Source organism: Ectobacillus ponti, from assembly GCF_024294785.1.
GTDB lineage: Bacteria > Bacillota > Bacilli > Bacillales > Bacillaceae_G > Ectobacillus > Ectobacillus ponti.
On sequence record NZ_JANCLT010000012.1, the window covers coordinates 20,988 to 40,686 of the forward strand.

The window sequence follows — 19,699 nt, forward strand, 5'->3', positions numbered from 1 at the left end:
GCCAGGTGTGTTAAACAATGGGGGCGGGCCATTAGACTTCAGATTCGTAGACTTGCTCCTGATAGTTTTTTCGGGTCATAAGTGCTTTTACATCCATTTTGGCAGCCAAAACACCAAGCAGCACAAGGGCTGCACCTGCGTATCCTTTAGCCGGGAGTATTTCGCCCGCGAACATGAAAGCAAATGCTGCCGCGAAAACAGGCTCCAGGGAAAAAATCAGGCCTGTATGCGTCGGCGTTGTATATTGCTGCGCTGCCGTTTGGCCAATGAAGCCGACTGCGCTGCATAGGACACTCAGCGCCAAAATGGCAGTCCAGGATTGCGCGGTGTCAGGCAGCTGCGGTGTTTCAAACCAGAAGGAAAACAGCAGGCCCCACACCCCGCTGAAGCCGAGCTGTAACACGCCAAGGGCGATGGAATCCACGTTCTTTGTCAGCTTATCTGTCACAATGATGTAGATGGAATATAAGACGGCGCCCAGCGTGACCAAAAAGTCTCCCGGATTGATTTCCAAGCCAGAATGCAAGGTTAGCAGGGCAATCCCTGTAATGGACAGGCTTACGCCAAGGACAACCTTCTTTTCAGGCTTCTTTCTGAACAAGACCGCTAATAGCAATGGGACAAATACGACGGAAAGACTGAATAGGAAGCCCGCGTTTGAGATGGATGTGAATTTCACTCCAATTGTCACAGCAGATACCAAGGAAAACAGAATAGAGCCCAATATAAACCCGGATAAAATGGTTTTTGCGTTCACATGCCGGAACTTTTTATAAAACACAAGCCCTGCCAGGATGAAGGCTATGCCAAAGCGCAGTGCCAAAATAGTAAATCCCTCAATCGATTGCAGCCCCATCTTGGTAAACAAATAGGAAGAGCCCCAAAACATGGTAACCACCAGCATGGTGAAATCAGCCTTGACCTGAGAGCTTGCCCCAACTCCTTTTCTTTTCCTGATCGATGCATGTTCGTGCATACTTGTATCACCTGACCCGTCGTTGATTTCTTTCCAGTATAATCGTAGAATGAAAACAAGAAAAATGAATGTTTTTAAAAGATTGCATGAATCAAATTCATGTAGAAGGGGTGTTCCAGCTGTCTCTTGCTAAGTTTGAAATATTTAGTACCGTTGTGGAATTGGGGAGCCTCACGAAAGCGGGAGACACCCTCGGCTTGACACAATCCGCCGTGAGCCATGCCATTGCCAGTCTCGAATTGGAATGGGGATTTTCCATCCTGAACCGGGGACGTTCCGGCATCAGTCTGACAAGCAATGGAGAGCGTGTCTTACGATATATCCGCGAGATTTTAAAATGGAAGGAAGAAATGGAGCAGGAGATTGCAAGCATCAAGGGGCTGGAAATTGGTACGGTACGGATTGGGACGTTTTCCAGTGTATCGGTCCAATGGCTGCCAGAAATCCTAAAAACCTTTCATGAATTCCATCCCTCTATTGAAATTAAGCTGCTGGAGGGGGATTATAGTGATATTGAGCATTGGATCTCAGCCGGGTTGGTCGATTTTGGATTTGTGTCTTTGCCGACTGCGCAGCAATTTGAAGTCGTTCCTTTACGCAAAGATCGAATGCTTTGTATTGTGTCTGACCAGCATCCTCTCGCCCGGCAGGATACAATCAGCTTTGCTAGCATTCAGGAGGAGGAGCTCATCATGTCCAGAAAGGGGAGCGATAACGATTTGCGGCGAATTTTTAAAGAAAACCACGTGACACCGAATGTGAAATTCGAGCTTAGGGATGACCTGGCCATTATCTCTATGGTCCAGAATGGCATGGGAATCAGCATTCTGCCTGAAATGGTGCTGTATCAACTGCCAAAGGGTGTACGTATTCTACATTTGGAGCAAGAGAATTATCGTACAATCGGGATTGCGGCTGTATCTTTTAAAACGCTTGCCCCGGCTACGAAAAAATTCATTGCATATTTGAGATCATGGTTAGCGGACTCAGCAGACGACCGTTCGATTGGACAATAGCCGGCACTTTGGAAAGTGTCAGGGAAGAGAGGGGAATGAAAGTGAATCGAAAAATGGTGCATTTAGCTGTTGGAACACCGAAGGAATTGAATTGGAACGATAAAAAAGAGCTTTCCGCAATCGGAAAATCATTTGTACAGGCTGTTGAGTTGAAAACAGCCGGCTTTGTTGGGGATGATGTTGCCAACCACAAGTTTCACGGGGGACCGGACCGTGCCGTATGCTTATATCCATATGAGCATTACTCGTATTGGGAGAAGGTATTTCAAAAAAAGCTGATTCTGCCTGCTTTTGGGGAAAATATTACTGCAACAGGAATGACGGAGGAACAGGTTTGTATCGGGGATATATATAAGATCGGGGATGCGATTGTGCAAGTATCCCAGGGAAGAGTACCTTGTGCTACGATCTCTAAACACAACCAGGAGAAACGACTTTTAGAGAAAGTTGTTGAGACGACTCTAACTGGTTACTTTTTTCGAGTATTGGAAGAGGGAACCATCATGTGCGATTCAGACATACACCTTGTGGAAAAAGATGCAAATGAGATATCTGTTTCGTATGCCACACACATTCTGTTTCATCAAAAACAGGATCGAGCAGCCGTTGAAAAAATATTGATGGTGGATGCTCTTGCAGAAGAATGGAGAAATAGATTTTTAAGATTGTTATAAAACTTAGCCTGAAAAGCTAGGTTTTTTCTATCTGTTGGTTACATAAGAACGATGCAGCGAATTTTGATCACTGCATTCTTTTTTCGCATACTTTACAAGAAGTGTTTCTTCCTCTATTTTATCACTAAACATGTGCAACTTTTCGGACGTGAAGGCTTCCTGATACAGAATGAGAGTGAAACAAAAGATGTGGTCATGTGACCACATCCAGGGAATTTCTATAAAATACGAACGAGCAGTTCCTTCAGTTGTGTCATTTCTATGCCGTTCAAGCCTGTAAATTTCTCAATGTAATAGTCCGTCCGCACCCGTTCTAATTTGGCAGCCATTTCTTTACCTGGCTCTGTAATCTGCATATAAACGATACGTCGATCCGTATCAGAGCGTTCGCGGGTAATGAGGCCTTTTTTATATAGCCTGTCAGTGACTGCAGTAATATGGCTTGATGTCACACGAAGGGAATACGCCAATTCAGATGCCATCATGGGCCGCTTGGCAAGGTGGATGGTCCGCAATGTGGCAAATTCATTTAGGGGTATATCATTGACGAACAACTCATTCAAATCCTGTTGTGTGCTGCGAAATAACAGTCGGAGATGATCTGCTACTTCTATTACCAGTTTTTCATGCTCAGTGTTCATATGTTCCTCCCGTGCTGATAGGATGATGTCTAGTATGTAGGGGGGAGCACCCATCCCATTCTCTCATTATACACGTATTGGGCTTGTCGTGTAGATGGGCAATGGAATATCTATAGCTGGGGACAAAAAACATGATTTATAGTATGGTAGGGTTTTGCGGCACAATCTTTAACATAGGCATTCATAAAAAAGAACAGGAGCAACTTGGGATGGAATGCTCCTTGTTCTGATTGAAACAAATGTATGAAAAAGCTCTTCTATCATAATGAATTTATTTTGAGGTGTCATTTTGGGCATTGCCGGCAGTCTGTTTCGTCCCTTTGCTTACATACGGCTTCGCACTCTTAACCTTCTTGGCTTTGGCCTGCCAGCGATTCCATCCTTTTTTATCTGTTCCTCTTCCAATTCCGCTTTTACTCTTTGCCTTAGGCATCTCATCACTCCATTGTCATTGCATAGCTAAGCTTCTCTTATTTCGGTTACATTTCTTGCATGCAACCTCCTTCCTACTATAGTGCAATGGTGTCGGAATCACAACCATTATTCATGCCGCTTGAAAGATAGGGTGCACGAATTTGCTTTTGTTCATGTGATATGTTACTGTTAAAGAACATTATTTTTGTTCGGTCTGTAGGGTTAGAATGAGTATGTACACTTTTCGCCTTTGATATCGAATTGAGCAACTATAGTAGTACATGGTGGAGGACATCCACACAGGAGGAAATATATATGCAACAAGGTACAGTGAAGTGGTTCAATGCAGAAAAGGGTTTCGGTTTCATCGAGACTGCGGGCGGACCGGATGTATTCGTACATTTCTCAGCGATCCAAGGCGAAGGATTTAAGTCTTTAGACGAAGGCCAAAAGGTTACGTTTGATACGGAACAAGGCCAGCGTGGACTGCAAGCTACGAATGTAAAGACAGCTTAAGGACGAGGAGGGCTCCATGTTATCACGGAGTCCTTTTTATTTGGTGAAAACCTGGCTGATGATCTCAAAATCGACTGGACTCATAAACGAAAAAAAGAAAAATATAGACATTATGAGATTGCCCAGTTGCAGCACGCGAACAGATGCAACTGATAATATACAGGAGGGTGAGCGCATCGGAGATTCTATAATCGGACAGCGGCTTATGTAGAAAGCTATACCTTATAGATATGAAAGAAGGAGCGGATGCGAGATGTCCACGTTCAACGATAAGCCCGATCGCCAGAAGCAGCCATTATCCAGAAGCGGCATAAACTACTTGAGCCGAGCCAAGGAAGAGAGCGCGGAATCCGCGCAGCCCGGGCCGGAGAGGCAGGCCGGGACTTCAGTGTAGTTGCCGAGGAGATCCGCAAGCTTTCCAATGAGACAGCCCATTCGGCGGAAAAGATTCGAACCATCCTTACCAATATGCAAAAATCGATACAGTCCACAACCAATTCCATTGAACGGGTGACAGGCGTTGCGCAGAAACAGGTAAAATCTACAGAGGATGTAAAAGGGTACATTACGGAGATTGAAGAAATGAGCCGGCAACTGAATAAGTATGCATCGGAATTGTGAAGTGCGCAGAGATGCTTATCAGCTGTGATGTAAACCTCTCTCTGCGGTCCGGAAAATGGAGGGTTACTTCTTAGGAGCCATTCCTGATGGGAACGGCTTTTTTGTCTGTTTTGCTTAAGTGAAGCTGCCGAAGTTCCATTATAAGGAAAGGTAAGATGCGAGAATACATTCCTTTTTCAGGTATTGGATAGATGAACCACGAAGGAACCTCCGATTAAGAGAGGCTCCTTCGTTTTCTTACTGTGCCGTCCAGCCGCCGTCGACCAAAAGAATGGTTCCGTTCACCATATCCCCGGCCGGTGAAGCAAGGTAAATGACAGCCCCTGCGACATCCTTGATTTCCGCCACCTTTTTGGCAGGAATGCGGTCGAGGACACCTTGCAGGTATGCGGGGTCGTCCAGCCGTTCTGCTGTCCCCGGGGTGTAGGTAAATGTCGGTCCGACCGCATTGACGGTTATACCACGGGAAGCCCATTCGAGCGCCAGTACCCGCGTCAGCTGATTGACGCCTCCCTTGGAAGTGCAGTAGACGGCATGATCGACAATTCCGACTACGCTTGCTTGTGAGCTCATGTTGATGATGCGGCCGAAGCCCTGCTTCAGCATGATCTTGCCTGCTGCCTGGCAGCAGAAAAACAGACCTTTCAGGTTTACATCCATCATGGTATCCCAATCAGCTTCTGTTACTTCTACAGCAGGGTGGTTGGCGCCCAGTCCCGCGTTATTGACAAGAATGTCAATGCGGCCATGCTCCTTGGCAATCTGTTCCATCACCGCGTGGATATGGGGAACGTTGGTGACATCCAGAGAGACGGCAAATGCTGTTCCGCCTTCTTGCTGAATGTCTGCGCACAGCTGCCTAAGGGCAGGGAGATTGCGGGCAGCGGCAATGACGGTAGCGCCGGCATGGGCCAACGCCTTTGCCAATCCATACCCGATTCCCATGCTGGCCCCGGTTACAACAGCGATTTTTCCTTTCAGGTCAAATGTTGGATACATCCTTACACACTCCTTGGCGTTTGCTATGTAACTCATTTTTACGATGACGCAAATCCTATTTCTAATGTAGTACGGCCCCGCGGACTTTGCAAGGTGATTCATAGTATAATAAGAGAGCAAGGGGGTTAGAGAATGGAAGCCATCACCTTAGGATCACTGCTCAATGTCATCGGCGAATTGTTCTCAGATGAGATTTCCATCGCCGTGGCCGACACAAGGGAGTATATATACTACAGACCGAGTAAACGAATTGATTTAAAAATCAGTGCCGGCGACCCTGTCAGAGAAGGGACTATTGCTTACAAGGCGCTGATGACAAGGCAAAAGGTCTCTGAATTTATCAATCGGGATGTCTTCGGGGTCCCATATCACGGCATGGCGGTGCCGCTTTTGCATGGGGGGCAGCTGGAAGGGTGTGTAACTGCCATTTATCCGGCTTTGACGGATGGAAAAGCGGTTGTTACCGTAAAAACGGGGGACGGCTGGATGCCCATTCCCTTTTCACAGGTGGTGTACCTGGAAGCAAAGGATAAGAAGACAAGCGTGTACGGAGAGAAGGTAGCGGGAACGCATCGGTATTCGCTGCAGGAGTTTGAGTATTTGCTTCCCAAGGACTTCTTTATCCGTTGCCATCGTTCCTTTATCGTCAATGTGAATCATATTCAAGAAATTTATCCGGATACCCATTCCACCTTTTTGCTTTCCATGGATAATGGCGACCGGGTGCCTGTCAGCCAATCCTATTCCAGCTATTTCCGCAGATTGCTTGGCTTCTAAGCATACTGCTTTGGTGCAGGAATTTACTGTTTTGTCTTAATATTCCGTATTCTATGCCGGAAATTCTAATCTTGGTGGTGTTCCCCGTTACAATAGAGGCAACAATTCATTAAGAGAGGGATGCATGTATGGAGCAACGTGTAGAGAGAATTAGAGATCCACGGCTGAGGGATCGGATTGTTACGCCCGAGGAGGCAGCTTCTTGGATTCAAAGCGGCATGACACTTGGCTTGAGCGGCTTTACGCGGGCCGGTGATGTGAAGGCCGTTCCGGTTGCTTTGATAAACCGGGTGAAGGGAGACCCGTCCTTCAAGGTGAACGTGTATACAGGAGCCTCTTTAGGGTCGGATGTGGACAAATTATTCGCCGAAGCCGGCATTTTGGGAAAAAGATTGCCCTTTCAGGCGGACGCCACCATGCGGAAAGGAATTAACCAAGGGGAATTTCTGTTTGTGGATCAGCATTTGTCCCATACTGCAGAGCTTCTGCGCGGAGGTGTACTGGATGTAGACTACGCCATTTTGGAAGCGGTTGCGGTAACGGAGGACGGCATGGTCATTCCAACCACTTCGGTTGGAAACTCCTTGGCCTTCGCGCTGCATGCCAAGGCAATCATTATTGAAATGAATCTGGCGCAATCACCGGAGCTTGAGGGATTGCATGATTTGTATGAGCCGGGTAAGCAGGGAGAGCGCCTTCCCATCCCGCTTGTAAAGCCAAACGACCGCATCGGGACAACCGGAATTCCGATTGATCCGGAAAAGGTAAAGGGAATTGTCTTTACCGAACAGCCGGATTCACCGTCCACCATTGTTCCGCCGGATGAGGAAACTGTCGTTATGGCGCAGCACCTGATTCAGTTTCTGCGTAAGGAGGTGCAGGCAGGGCGGCTGGCAGAAAGCTTGGCACCGCTGCAGTCAGGCATTGGGTCTGTTGCGAATGCCGTGCTGCACGGCCTGCTTGATTCGGAATTTCATGATTTGGAGGTATACTCTGAAGTGCTGCAGGATGCCGTGTTTGACCTCATGGATGCCGGCAAGGTGCAGTTTGCATCCTGTTGTTCTCTTACACTTTCAGAAGAGAAGATGCGGCATGTGTTTTCGAACTTTGCGCAATACCGCAGCAAGCTGCTGATGCGTCCGCAGGAAATTTCCAATCATCCCGAAATCATCCGCCGTCTCGGCTTAATCTCCATTAACACAGCCCTGGAGCTGGATATATACGGAAATGTGAACTCTACCCATGTTTTAGGCACAAGGATGATGAACGGCATCGGCGGCTCCGGTGATTTTGCCAGAAATGCCCGTCTCGCCATCTTTGTGACGAAATCCATTGCCAAGGGCGGGGATATTTCGAGCATTGTGCCATTTGTCTCCCACGTGGACCATACGGAGCATGATGTGGATGTCATTGTGACTGAACAGGGCTATGCGGACTTAAGAGGCTTGGCGCCAAGAGAACGGGTGGAGCTCCTGATTGAGAACTGTGCACATCCGATGTACCGCGGCCAGCTGCGGGCCTACTATGAAGAAGCGAAAGCAAGGGGCGGACAAACTCCCCATATGTTGGAGAAAGCCTTCTCCTGGCATGTGAATTATGTGAAGAACGGTACTATGCTTGAGGCGGCAGGGCAGCCTGTGTAGCATTGCTTGTTTGAAAGAGACCCCATCCGGTCAGAGCGGATGGGGTTTTTCACTTTTATGTGGCTGCCTTAACACATATTCTTCACACATTTCCTTGATAATTCTCCGGCATTTCCGCTTTATACTCATCCTCAGAAAGCAAACGGAACGAGGAGGAATGAGGAATGAAGAAGAATAAGATTCGTTTTTGGCTGGACTTGAGTATGACCATTGCATTGTGCTTATTATATAGCCCGCATTCTACAGGCCAGGCATTTCATGAAATTGCAGGTCTTGTATTAGGAGGAGGCATTCTTGTTCATGTTTTCATGAATAAGGATTGGGTGGTTGGCATCAGCAAGAAAATATTTTCCAAAAGTGTAAAGGGCAAGACAAGATTTTCTTATGTATTGAATGTGATTCTGCTGCTGGACATGCTCGTGATCGGCATCAGCGGACTCTTGGTTTCCAAGGTTGTGCTTCCGAAGCTCGGTATTCTGCCAAACGTGAACTGGCTGTCCATCCACGTGTTCTCATCCACACTGGCGCTGGTGGTTGTCGGGATTCACATCGGGCTGCATTGGAACTGGATTAAACAAATGGGAAGCCGTTTCCCGAAGCTGGCGAAATGGTTTACCTTCCGAAAGCCTTCACCAAAGATTGTGGCGCGTCTTGTATTGGCGGTCGGCACCATCTACATGCTGACACAGCTTCCTGACTTGGTGACACAGGCGCCGCGCATGTTCCAGAGCGCTTCCGAAATGAAGAAGGATATGGAAAGTCATATGAAGCAAAAGAACGGAACCGGCTCACAGGATCAAAAGCGGGAAGGCCATGACGGCAAGGACGGCGTAACCGTAATCGGATTGCTCGGGAACATTCCGAATCTGATTTTGTACTCCGCGGCATTCGGTACTATGGCCTTCTACACATATAGAGTGGAAGGAAGATGGCAGCGCAAGCGGAAACTGGCTGTAAAAGCGAAGGAAAAGCTTGCGTAATCAGGAATGCGGGGAAGGATACGGGGGCGTATCCTTCTTTTTTTGATGCCATGTCCCAGCAGTTTGCCTGTCCATGCCGGATGCGTCGCCTGTGAAGGGCGAAATGCAATCCATCCCATTGCGGGTCCGGACAGGGGCTTGTATAATGGGGAAGGTACTGCAATCTAAAGGAATTGAGGAAAGAAAACGATGCCTACTCTGCCAAACTGCCCGAAATGTAATTCGGAATATACATATGAGGACGGGAGCTTGCTTATTTGTCCGGAATGTGCGCATGAATGGAGCGCGGAAGCAGAAACAACCGTTGAAGAGCAAAAGGTGATTCAAGACGCCAACGGCAATATACTGCAGGACGGCGATGCCGTGACGGTCATTAAAGATTTGAAGGTAAAGGGAACATCCTTGGTTGTGAAAATGGGAACAAAGGTAAAAAATATTCGTCTGGTTGATGGGGACCACGATATTGACTGCAAAATTGAAGGCTTTGGTCCAATGAAGCTGAAGTCGGAGTTTGTAAAGAAAATATAAGGGAAAGCTGCAGTTCCCCGGATGAGGGGGGAAGCTGCAGCTTTTTATTTGGGTGTACAGCCAGGTCGATAACAGTTTTGAAAGGCATGCACTGAAGGTTTAAAGGAAATCAGATGCTTCCTTATTTCTGTGAAGGAAGACATGGAGCTTGTCGGGGAAAGCCGAAAAACTTGAATTTTATTCAATTCCCTAATACTATATAGTAAGATATTTAGGATAAGGTGTGTATGCATGAGGCAGCTTGAGATTTTGATCAACAAGAAATTATATTATACGCTAGTATTCGTTGCAGTATCACTGATTATGATAGGGACAGTGCTTGCAATTACGCGTTTCCACAATCCGATTACAATGGATTTGTGCCATATTGTATTGGCTTTTGTCTTTTCAGTGTGTTTGTTTGTGTATCCTCTCCATGAAACACACCGAATGCGGATCATTATGGTGACAGTCGGAATTGCATATTTTTATATGTTTTTCTTTTTGTATCCCGAGGAGTGGTCAACCTTTGTTTTCATATGCTTCATCCCCATATTTTCTATCGTGTTTTTTGATGTAAAGCTATTTTATCTTTCTTTTCTCATGAATGGCATGGCATTTACCATTACCTTGGTCTACTTTAAGTTAGCCACTCAAGGGAATAAAGATGTTACATATCTTATGATGGATTTGGCCGGCAGCATAATTAACTTTATTGCCAGCCAAGTCATTGTCCTGTTTATTTTTTACTTTACAGTTGAGCGGATCAAGAAGCAGCAATACTATTACGACCAAATGCAGGATTCAGAGCGATTGCGGTCAACTGGGGAATTGGCAGCCGCGGTGGCGCATGAAATCCGGAATCCGCTGACAGTGGTGAGAGGATTTCTGCAATTCTACGAAGGGGATGCTTCTGTAGAGTCCCGTATGAAGCAAAACTTCTCTCTTATGATTAATGAATTGGATACTGCGGAGCATGTCATTTCGCAATTTTTGGCCATTGCCAGACCGCATCAGGATAAAGAAGTGGAGAAGGTGGATGTGAAGGAGGCCCTGCAAAGCGTAACAGACCTGCTGCAGTTTTATGGTATTCTCCATAACAACCATATTCATTTGCATGCTCAGGAGCAGCTTTATATTGGGGCTCATATGATAGAGTTTAAACAGCTGATGATCAATTTGATTAAAAATGCAATAGAGGCATCCGGCGTTGGCGACAGTATCGCCGTAGGGGCAGCCAGGGAAGACGGCCACGTTGAAATTCAACTGGTCGATTCGGGCTGCGGCATGTCGGAGGAAGCGCTGAAATCCCTTGGCACGCCTTTCTACTCCCTGAAAAGCAAAGGAACAGGATTGGGCATGATGATTTGCTTTAGAATTGTAGAGAGATACAAGGGAACCATTCGCTTTCGCAGTTCAGAGGGGCAGGGAACCACGGTCATCATTCGGTTTCCGTTGTATCACGAATAAAAAGGAGGAAGGAACCATCCCTCGGGTTGGGCTCTTCCTCTTTTTTATGCTTCTTCCGTTTCAGGATGCCGGACTGCTGAAAAACCCATTCCAGAAAACGGACATAATTTGAGCGGCTGCCTCCTCTGTTGTTTCGAAGAAGAAGGAGCCGTCCGGCTGCCGGTAGTTTCCGACCCGTACAAGGGCAATGAAGGAGTGTGCGGCAAACCGGGCATTCACTTCAGGAATGTCTTCCTCTTGTATCGCCTGAAGAAAGGCCTCCTCCACACATTCATACATACCTTCCTCAGCCAGGCGCATCTGCTCCATCTGCTCCTCGCTCAGCGAGGTTCTGCTTTCCCGCATAAATCCTTCCAAGTCAAAGGTGGCAGTGGAGCGCAGATGGGCAACTGCTACAGCGAGGAGCCGCTCGTATAAGGAGGTGTCTGCCTGCAGGAGTTGGGCAATCTGTTCCCGGATACGCTTCATCATTGCGATCATGGTTTCGGTGAACAGTTCCGCCTTTGAGCCGAAATAATAGTATACACTTGCCTTTGTCACGCCTGCTTCCTTGGCAATATCGTCAATGGACACCTTCTGAAATCCGTTTTGCAAAAAGAGTGAGGCTGCCGCATGCAGGACGCTTTCCTTTGTCGAAACACTTTTTTCAGCAGATTTTGGTCTGCCAGGTGAACGGCCGAATCGTTGTGTGGTCATTTGTAGCTCCTTTCGTGAAAATAAAATTGAAAATTAACCGACTGGTATATATAATTAAGGGCAGAAGAAATTCTACTAGTAAGTATAATTTAAAAAAGGAACGGAGGAAAGTTATGAAACATTTTCTTATGCTCTTTATACAATCCGTTTCCGGCCGAAGGGGCAGATGGATTACGTTGGCCATGTGGATTCTTCTCGCGGGGGTTTTGTCATCCGTTTTTCCAAATGTCAATAAGGTTACGGATAATGGGGCTAAGAACCTGCCGGCAACCGCCATGTCGGAGCAAGCAGAAAAGATAGCCAAGGAGAAATTCCCAAGCAATGCCGGCACGCCGCTGCTGCTTGTCTGGTACCGTGACAGAGGGCTCACCGGGCAGGATTATGCGGTGATCGGCCAGGTGTATAAGCATTTAGATGCAAATCCACTGGCTGTACAGAAGTCCATTCCGCCGTTTGGCAAACTGCCGCCGCAGGCGCTGCAGGCTTCTGCTTCCAAGGATGGCACCTCCATTGTGACGCCGGTCTTCATGGAGAAAGGAGCCAGCACGGAGGAATTGTCTGACAGCCAGAAGGAATTGAAGAGCTATATTGCCGATCAGACATCCAAGGATGTGTTTGATAAGAAGCTGGACGAAAGCGGTCTGCACGTTCGTTTCACTGGTCCGGCAGCCATTGCGACAGACGCGACGGCTCTGTTCAGTAAAGCAGATGTCACTTTGTTAATTGCAACAGTTTTAATTGTACTGATTCTATTAATCCTTTTATACCGTTCGCCTATTCTGGCGCTTGTCCCGCTTATTTGCGTCGGCTTTGCCTACGGCGTGACAGGGCCGATTCTGGGGGCTCTGGCGAAGGATGGCATCATTACGGTGGACTCGCAGGCAGTGTCCATTATGACGGTTTTATTGTTTGGCGCCGGCACAGATTACTGCCTGTTCCTTGTATCCAAGTACCGGGAGCACTTGCTGACGGAGGCTGATACAAAGAAGGCATTGCGGCTTGCCATTCAAGATTCCGGCGGCGCGATTTTTGTAAGTGCCATGACTGTGGTCGTAAGCCTTTGCACCTTACTGCTGGCAGAATTCGGTTCCTTCCACCGCTTCGGGGTTCCCTTCAGCCTGTCCATTTTCATCATGGGGATCACATCCCTTACGCTGCTTCCCGCGCTCCTGGCGATCCTGGGCCGTGTTTCCTTCTTCCCGTTCATTCCGAGAACGGAAGAAATGCTGCTGGCACGGGAGGCGAAAAAGGGGAAGAAGCTCAGAAGACCGGCAGCACATGGCAAGCTGAGCGTAGGTCTTGGCAAGCTTGTTGTAAGAAAACCATTGACGGTCATCCTTGTAAGCGCCATCGCTCTTGGCGGACTTGCGTTCTTCGCGCCAAAAGCACAGTACACACAAAATTTGCTGGAGTCGTTCCCGAAGGATATGCCTTCCCGTGAAGGCTTCACGCTCATGACTCAGCATTTTTCCCCGGGTGATTTGGCACCGGTCCAGGTGATTGTAAACACGGAAGGAAAGGAGCTGCAGCTGAAGCAGCAGGTAAGTGCACTGCCGTTTGTTGCTTCTGTAACGGATCCGGTTCCAAGCACGGAGAACAAAAACTACGTATCCTTGAATGTCGTACTGAAGCAGGATCCGTATGCCGAGGAATCTGTCGCGACCATTCCGAAAATCAGCGAGCGTGTTTCCCAATACCTGAAGGCGTCTGGAGTTGAATCGAAGGATCATTACTGGATTGGCGGCGAAACGTCAAAGGTATATGACACAGAGCAGGTCATTGACCGTGATACAGGTATCATTGTCCCGGTTGTGATTGGCATCATTTCCTTGCTGCTGCTTGTATACCTGCGTTCTATCGTTGCAACAGTGTATCTCATTGCGACTGTGCTGTTGTCTTACTTCTCCGCACTGGGCGCCGGCTGGCTGATCATTCATTATGGATTGGATATGCCGGCTATGTCAGGCTCTATTCCGCTGTATGCCTTCGTATTCTTGGTGGCGCTCGGAGAAGACTACAACATCTTTATGATTTCGAGTATTTGGAAAAAGAAACGCAGGCAGCCTCACGCTGAAGCCATTGCGGGCGGGGTCAGCGAGACGAGCAGCGTCATTACCTCAGCCGGCCTCATCCTGGCGGGAACGTTTGCAGTCCTCGCGACACTGCCTATTCAGGTGCTGGTGCAGTTCGGGATCGTAACGGCAATTGGTGTGCTGTTGGACACATTCGTGGTGCGGCCGCTTTTAGTACCAGCATTAACAGCTGTGCTGGGGCGCTATGCCTTCTGGCCTGGAAAGCTGTGGCGGAAGCAAGAAGAAAAACAGTTGGGTCTATAAAGCAAAAGGGCAGGGGAAGGCTTCCTCTGCCCTTTTGCTGTGGGATGCGTGGAGCGTAGAGACAGATGTTCTTTAGGTGGATGGTCCCTCAAATACGTTCAACCAGTCAGAAGTAAATTTCTGCATGCCTTGCTCTGTAAGAGGATGCTTCACGAGCTGTTCTATGACGCTGTAGGGAATAGTGGCAACATGGGCTCCTGCCAAGGCTGCGCGTGTTACATGGTCCGGATGGCGGACAGATGCCGCAATAATTTGCGTGTCCAGGTCATGAATGCGCAGCAGTTCAGCAATTCTTGTCACTAATTGAATTCCATCCTCAGAAATGTCATCCAAACGACCCAGGAAAGGGGAAATGTAGGCTGCTCCTGCACGTGCCGCCAGCAAGGCTTGGTTCACGGTGAAGATGAGAGTGACATTTGTTTTGACACCCTTTTGAGACAGATAGCGGGTGGCCTCCAATCCAGCTGTCGTCATCGGAAGCTTAATTGTAATGCTTGGATCCCGGCCGTTCAACAGGATGAGCTTTTCCGCTTGTTCAATCATTTCTTCTGCTGTAACGGCATCGGGAGTGACCTCTGCCGAGACGGACTCTACACCAGGAACAAGCTGCAGAATCTCTTCAATGCGCTGCTCGAAGCGGATCCCCTCCTTGGCAACGAGAGATGGATTGGTGGTCACACCTGCCAATACGCCGATTTTGTAGGCTTTTTGAATGTCTTCCAAATTTGCAGTATCAATAAAGAACTTCATAAATGGTCCCCCTTAAGGAATATATGTGTCCGGCCACTGGAGAAGATACAGCAGTTTCACACACCTCATATTAATTTGTTTACCTAACAAACTAATATAGTGCTAGTTTAATAATACTCGCTATATTCTGTCAATATACAGCGGAGAATTCCAGGCAGTCTGCATGTAAGAGGAATATAAAGTGTAAGGTACTATTAGATTGAGGTGTTTTCAAAATTGTACAGAATATAAAGAATAGAGAAAATAAATGTTGTAACGCTTTCAATTTAACATTGACGGGAGAGGAAGCAGATGATAATCTACAGACAAGCCTATTAATTAGTTCAATAAACAAATTAATAGGAAGGAATACATTGCTTCTGTCCCTGTTCATTGAGACAGACGAATGTAGAAATGTTCTTATTGACTACTTTACGGGGGGATTGATAAGCTAACACAAAGATGTCAAATTAATTTGTTTATCGAACAAATTTGGTGGGAAATGGAATTATTATTTTCATGCTTTTGGAAGGGGTTTTAGAAAAGCTGTCTGCTGCAGCCATGGAAACTGCTGTTTTGTACGCAAGAGGACATACGGCAGGTTGGGGAGCTGCGAGGTTTAGGAGGAAGACTTCATGATACATATGATATGGAGGGGTAGAGATGGTACAAGCAACTGCTAAAAGCCTTGAAGCGGGAGGAATTCAAGAGAATGCCAGACCGTTTGGCATGAAGGATAAGATTGGTTATTTACTAGGCGATTTTGGAAACGATTTCTTTTTCATTTTGGTCGCTTCCTTCCTCATGGTTTATTATACGGATGTTTTCCGCATCAATCCGGCAGCTGTCGGGGGGCTGTTCTTATTTGCGCGTTTATGGGATGCTGTAGCGGATATTTCATGGGGCCGCTTCATTGATACCAGAAAAACAGGAGTACACGGGAAGTTTAGACCTTGGATTTTCAGGATGTCCTTCCCGTTGGTTATTTCCGGTGTTTTAATGTTTGTGCACATTCCAGGCATGGGGAACGGTTTCTATCTTGCTTGGGCCTATGTAACATATATTTTATGGGGGACTTTGTACAGTACGGTGAATATTCCTTACGGCTCCATGGCGTCTGTTATCACAGGCGATCCAGTAGAGCGTACGACGCTATCAAGCTGGAGAACACTGGGTGCAAACTTAGCCGGCTTAATTATTAACGTAGTAGGACCGATGATTTTGTTTGTCAATAATAAAGCAGATGCAAATCACTTCCTGGTAGGTGCTCTTATTTTCGGTATTCTTTCTCTTTCTTGCTACATTGGATGCTACAAGTTATCAGTGGAACGAATTGTAATGGATGAAACAGCAAAGCCAAAGGTAAATTTTGCACAAACTGCCAAGGGTTTGGTGAAAAATAAACCCTTGATGTGGATTCTAATTGCATCCTTAACATTTATGATCGTATTTATGCTGATTGGTGCTGTAAACGTATACTTGTTTAAGGATTACTTCGGAAATGCGAAAGCACTGAGTAAGGTGGGTCTTGTCCAATCTGTTGCGGTATTTATCGGTATGCCTCTCGTAAAGCCTTTGGTAGCCAGATTTGGTAAAAAGGAAGTGGCATCGGCAGGGATCTTGCTTGCAGCTGGCGTATACGCCCTCCTTTATTTCTTGCCAAACCTGACTGCAAACCAATTCGTCAGCATTTTGGCAGTGGCATGCTTTGGATATGGCTTGTTCAACCTTGTAATCTGGGCTTTTGTCACAGACGTAATTGATTATCATGAATATCTGACGGGCTTGCGTGAAGACGCAACTGTTTACTCCATCTACTCTATGTCACGCAAAGTGGGCCAAGCCGTAGCGGGTGGTTTGGGCGGTGCGGTAATTGCAGCGGTCGGTTACAACCCAACTCTGAAAGCACAAGCTCAAGGCACACTGGATGGCATTCACACATTGGCAACACTGGTACCTGCAGTTGTTTTTGTCTTAATTTTCCTAATAATCTCACTTTTGTATCCGCTTAACAAAGCAAAAACACAGCAGTTGGCTGTCGATTTGGCGGCGAAGCGCGCAAGCAAATAAGCAGTGGCAAAAGGGTATTCCAATCAGGATACCCTTTTTCTTTCATCCGCTACGCATGGAAAGGGAGGGCTTCTGCTGAATGCAGTAACTCTCTTGCTGGCTGATTTTCTCCCCGAAAATGGTTTGAAGCAAGGCATTTTAACAATTTGACGATCAACGGGACGGATGAAAAGGAAGTATTTGAAAAGTTCCGATTTCTGACACTTTCCATACCTTAATTTCCCATATTTTGGCCTTTATAATGAGCTTGAAACATCATTTCATAGTTTTAGAGGGCTTGTTAGGGAGGAGACATGCAGACAATGTTGTGGAAATGAGGCAGACACAGCAGGCAGCACGTCTTAGAAACTATAAAAGGGGGAATTTACTTGCAGATTGGTTCAAAGTACATGGGAATTCATGGAATTCAAACGCACTATCATGAAGAGGGCTTTGGAGATGAAACTATCATTTTAATACATGGATCCGGCCCAGGAGTTTCAGCTCTTGCAAACTGGCGCCTGGTGATTCCTCGTCTAAGCGAATCCTACAAGGTTTTCGCACCGGACATTATTGGTTTTGGCGAAACAGACAAGCTGGCAAATCATGATTACACTGTTGAATTGTGGATAGAGCATTTGATCGGTTTCATTGAGGCTGTTTCAGATAAACCGGTTTATTTAGTTGGCAACTCATTTGGCGGTGCATTATCCCTTCACATCGCATATCGCAGGCCTGATTTGGTGAAAAAGTTAATTTTAATGGGCAGTGTCGGCACGAAACATCCTATTTCTGCAGGCTTAGAGCTTGTATGGGGGTATGAACCAGGCCTGGAATCCATGAGGGAGCTTATTAGGCTGTTCTCCTATAATCAAGAAACGGCAAACAACGAGGAGCTTGTTCGTATGCGCTATGAAGCAAGTATGAGATCTGATACAAGAGAAGCATTCTCTGCTATGTTCCCGGCTCCACGCCAAAAGAAATTAGATGAGATGGCGTTAGAGGACGAGCAAATCAAAGAAATCCAAATTCAAACATTGATTTTCCACGGCTTACATGACCAGGTCATCCCTATTGAACATACGAGCTACCGATTCATCCAACTGCTGCCGCATGCAGAATTGCATGTATTCAATGAGTGCGGCCATTGGACGCAAATTGAAAAAACAGAGCCGTTCATTGATAACCTTTTAACTTTCATTAAAACGAATCGTAAGCCCGTATACAAGCAACGCATATAAAAGATTTGCCCGCCTTCCGTGATGGGAGCCCTGAGGCATGCGGAAAAAGACTGATGGAAGCGCAGTTGTACGTTCCATCAGTCCTTTTTTAATTCACAAGTGAAACTCAGGCGCTTTCCCAAGATAAATTCAGTCTCGGCACATCCAGGAAGGATTTAATGGCAAGGGCACAGGCGCCCAGTACACAGGACTCTTTTCCCAACGAGGAAATGCGCAGCTCGCGATAGTGGCTGATGGAAGAGTGCAAATGCCCCTGAATCCGTTGCAGCGCACTTGGGTACAGCTGCAGCAGCTTGCTGTCCAATACCAGTACATCGGGATTGTACATGTTAATAATATTATTCAGCCCGATTGCCAGGTAATAGAGGAACTGCTCCATCAGCTGTTCCACCTCCCCATCACCATCCTGAAGCCATTGCTGGATTTGTGCATGTGTCAGCCCTTTTATATGCCGGCTCATGGAGAGTGCTTTAAAGACACTTGTTTCTGAAGCGTATTTCTCCCAGCAGCCCTTGTTGCCGCATTCGCATGGCTTTCCTTCCGGCATCACAATCATATGGCCAATTTCGCCGGCAAAACCGTCATGGCCGCGGAAAAATTCGCTGTTCATCATCATGCCGACACCGATGCCTGAGTACAAGGTGGCACAGAGCAAATTATCTGTCTGGTGATGTACATATACCCGCTCCGCAAACGCACACAAATTAGCATTATTCTCAATGTGAATCGGGATGGTAAATTCCTTCGCCAAATCACGCTTTAAATCAACCTCATGCCAGTTCAGGCGCGGGATGTAGTGGATGATTTCTTCCTTCGTCACAAGACCATGTACAGCCACTACAATGCCGACCAGACCGTAATGGCTGTCTGTACAATTCTGTTCATATACGCGGATGTGTTCCGTAAGCAGCCGGTGAATCTCCTCGTAATTTGTGGTAAACAACTCCACAACGTTCGACGAAACGGGGCGTCCGAGCAGGTCGGATAAGGTGAATGTAATTTGCCCATAGTCCAAGTCGATGCCAAGGGCGTAACCGGCAGAGCGGTTTAAGGAGAGCATAATGGGTTTTCTGCCTACCGTATTGTGCTCCAGTTGGGCCTCCACCACTAAGTTTTCCTGTAATAAGTCCGCAACCTGTGCGGAAATGGTAGCGCGTGTGAGAGCAGTGACTTTTGACAAATCAGCTCTTGAGATCATGCCTTCTTCTATAATTTTCTCGAGAATAAGGGCACGATTAATTTTTTTTATATAAGCCGCATCGCCAGTAACCATACAAGTCCTCCATTTTTCAGCAGTTTCTATGTTCATTATAGCAGTTAACAAACGGCAAACCGCAAGAAAACTGCAAATTAAGTGCACTTTTGTGCTGTTTCATGGGATTTTGATGCAGTGTGACGTTTCGTATTTCCTGAG

The 19,699-nt window shown here is 46.9% G+C and carries 18 protein-coding genes and 1 pseudogene; 12 read left to right on the forward strand and 7 right to left on the reverse strand.

The features are described 5' to 3' along the window. Positions 1–31: 31 nt before the first annotated feature. A complete protein-coding gene (locus NK662_RS18335) occupies positions 32–976 on the reverse strand; it encodes a DMT family transporter (protein WP_254760400.1) in 945 nt (314 codons plus the stop codon). 119 nt (positions 977–1,095) lie between these two features. On the opposite strand from NK662_RS18335, the gene NK662_RS18340 reads away from it, so the two are divergent. Beyond that, on the forward strand, positions 1,096–1,992 hold the full coding sequence (locus NK662_RS18340; RefSeq protein WP_254760511.1) for a LysR family transcriptional regulator: 897 nt from the start codon (positions 1,096–1,098) through the stop codon (positions 1,990–1,992). Between the two features lie 35 nt (positions 1,993–2,027). Next, a complete protein-coding gene (locus NK662_RS18345; RefSeq protein WP_254760401.1) occupies positions 2,028–2,666 on the forward strand; it encodes an MOSC domain-containing protein in 639 nt (212 codons plus the stop codon). A gap of 218 nt (positions 2,667–2,884) precedes the next feature. On the opposite strand, the gene NK662_RS18350 is transcribed toward NK662_RS18345, so the two are convergent. Then, positions 2,885–3,307, reverse strand: coding sequence for a MarR family winged helix-turn-helix transcriptional regulator (locus tag NK662_RS18350; RefSeq protein WP_254760402.1), 423 nt, complete (start codon positions 3,305–3,307; stop codon positions 2,885–2,887). Between the two features lie 271 nt (positions 3,308–3,578). Beyond that, positions 3,579–3,740 (reverse strand): DUF3934 domain-containing protein, encoded by a 162-nt coding sequence (locus tag NK662_RS18355; RefSeq protein ID WP_254760403.1) that lies wholly within the window; start codon positions 3,738–3,740, stop codon positions 3,579–3,581. A 296-nt stretch (positions 3,741–4,036) separates the two neighbouring features. Here NK662_RS18355 and NK662_RS18360 point away from each other — a divergent pair, with 296 nt between their 5' ends. Both NK662_RS18360 and NK662_RS18365 read left to right on the forward strand, forming a co-directional pair. Then, complete coding sequence (locus tag NK662_RS18360) at positions 4,037–4,237, forward strand: cold-shock protein (protein ID WP_254760404.1); 201 nt, start codon at positions 4,037–4,039, stop codon at positions 4,235–4,237. Positions 4,238–4,585: 348 nt separating this feature from the next. Beyond that, positions 4,586–4,858, forward strand: a pseudogene (locus NK662_RS18365) (methyl-accepting chemotaxis protein); the annotation flags it as partial. A gap of 237 nt (positions 4,859–5,095) precedes the next feature. On the opposite strand, the gene NK662_RS18370 reads toward NK662_RS18365, so the two are convergent. Further along, the gene (locus NK662_RS18370; protein ID WP_254760405.1) at positions 5,096–5,857 is read right to left on the reverse strand and encodes an SDR family NAD(P)-dependent oxidoreductase; all 762 of its coding nucleotides are present in this window, start codon (positions 5,855–5,857) and stop codon (positions 5,096–5,098) included. A gap of 132 nt (positions 5,858–5,989) precedes the next feature. On the opposite strand from NK662_RS18370, the gene NK662_RS18375 reads away from it, so the two are divergent. From NK662_RS18375 to NK662_RS18395, 5 genes are all read left to right on the forward strand, one after another. Then, positions 5,990–6,634, forward strand: a complete 645-nt coding sequence (locus NK662_RS18375; protein WP_254760406.1) for a LytTR family DNA-binding domain-containing protein — start codon at positions 5,990–5,992, stop codon at positions 6,632–6,634. Between the two features lie 128 nt (positions 6,635–6,762). Beyond that, positions 6,763–8,277, forward strand: a complete 1,515-nt coding sequence (scpC, locus tag NK662_RS18380) for a succinyl-CoA:acetate CoA-transferase ScpC (RefSeq protein WP_254760407.1) — start codon at positions 6,763–6,765, stop codon at positions 8,275–8,277. Between the two features lie 164 nt (positions 8,278–8,441). Further along, a complete protein-coding gene (locus NK662_RS18385) occupies positions 8,442–9,257 on the forward strand; it encodes a DUF4405 domain-containing protein (protein WP_254760408.1) in 816 nt (271 codons plus the stop codon). Between the two features lie 189 nt (positions 9,258–9,446). After that, entirely contained in the window at positions 9,447–9,785 is a 339-nt protein-coding gene (locus NK662_RS18390; RefSeq protein WP_254760409.1) for a zinc ribbon domain-containing protein YjdM, read from the forward strand. A 660-nt stretch (positions 9,786–10,445) separates the two neighbouring features. Then, positions 10,446–11,234 (forward strand): ATP-binding protein, encoded by a 789-nt coding sequence (locus NK662_RS18395; protein ID WP_254760410.1) that lies wholly within the window; start codon positions 10,446–10,448, stop codon positions 11,232–11,234. Positions 11,235–11,294: 60 nt separating this feature from the next. Here the strand turns inward: NK662_RS18395 and NK662_RS18400 are convergent, their stop codons facing one another. Continuing rightward, positions 11,295–11,930, reverse strand: coding sequence for a TetR/AcrR family transcriptional regulator (locus NK662_RS18400; RefSeq protein ID WP_254760411.1), 636 nt, complete (start codon positions 11,928–11,930; stop codon positions 11,295–11,297). Positions 11,931–12,043: 113 nt separating this feature from the next. Here NK662_RS18400 and NK662_RS18405 point away from each other — a divergent pair, with 113 nt between their 5' ends. Continuing rightward, a complete protein-coding gene (locus NK662_RS18405; RefSeq protein WP_254760412.1) occupies positions 12,044–14,266 on the forward strand; it encodes an MMPL family transporter in 2,223 nt (740 codons plus the stop codon). A 72-nt stretch (positions 14,267–14,338) separates the two neighbouring features. On the opposite strand, the gene fsa is transcribed toward NK662_RS18405, so the two are convergent. After that, on the reverse strand, positions 14,339–15,016 hold the full coding sequence (gene fsa, locus NK662_RS18410; RefSeq protein ID WP_254760413.1) for a fructose-6-phosphate aldolase: 678 nt from the start codon (positions 15,014–15,016) through the stop codon (positions 14,339–14,341). A gap of 642 nt (positions 15,017–15,658) precedes the next feature. Here fsa and NK662_RS18415 point away from each other — a divergent pair. Further along, a complete protein-coding gene (locus NK662_RS18415; RefSeq protein WP_254760414.1) occupies positions 15,659–17,065 on the forward strand; it encodes an MFS transporter in 1,407 nt (468 codons plus the stop codon). A 368-nt stretch (positions 17,066–17,433) separates the two neighbouring features. Continuing rightward, positions 17,434–18,285 carry an alpha/beta fold hydrolase gene (locus NK662_RS18420; protein ID WP_254760415.1) on the forward strand — a complete coding sequence of 284 codons (852 nt, stop codon included), beginning with the start codon at positions 17,434–17,436 and terminating at the stop codon, positions 18,283–18,285. Between the two features lie 106 nt (positions 18,286–18,391). Here NK662_RS18420 and NK662_RS18425 read toward each other — a convergent pair whose 3' ends face one another. Further along, complete coding sequence (locus NK662_RS18425; protein WP_254760416.1) at positions 18,392–19,558, reverse strand: ROK family protein; 1,167 nt, start codon at positions 19,556–19,558, stop codon at positions 18,392–18,394. Positions 19,559–19,699: the final 141 nt, after the last annotated feature.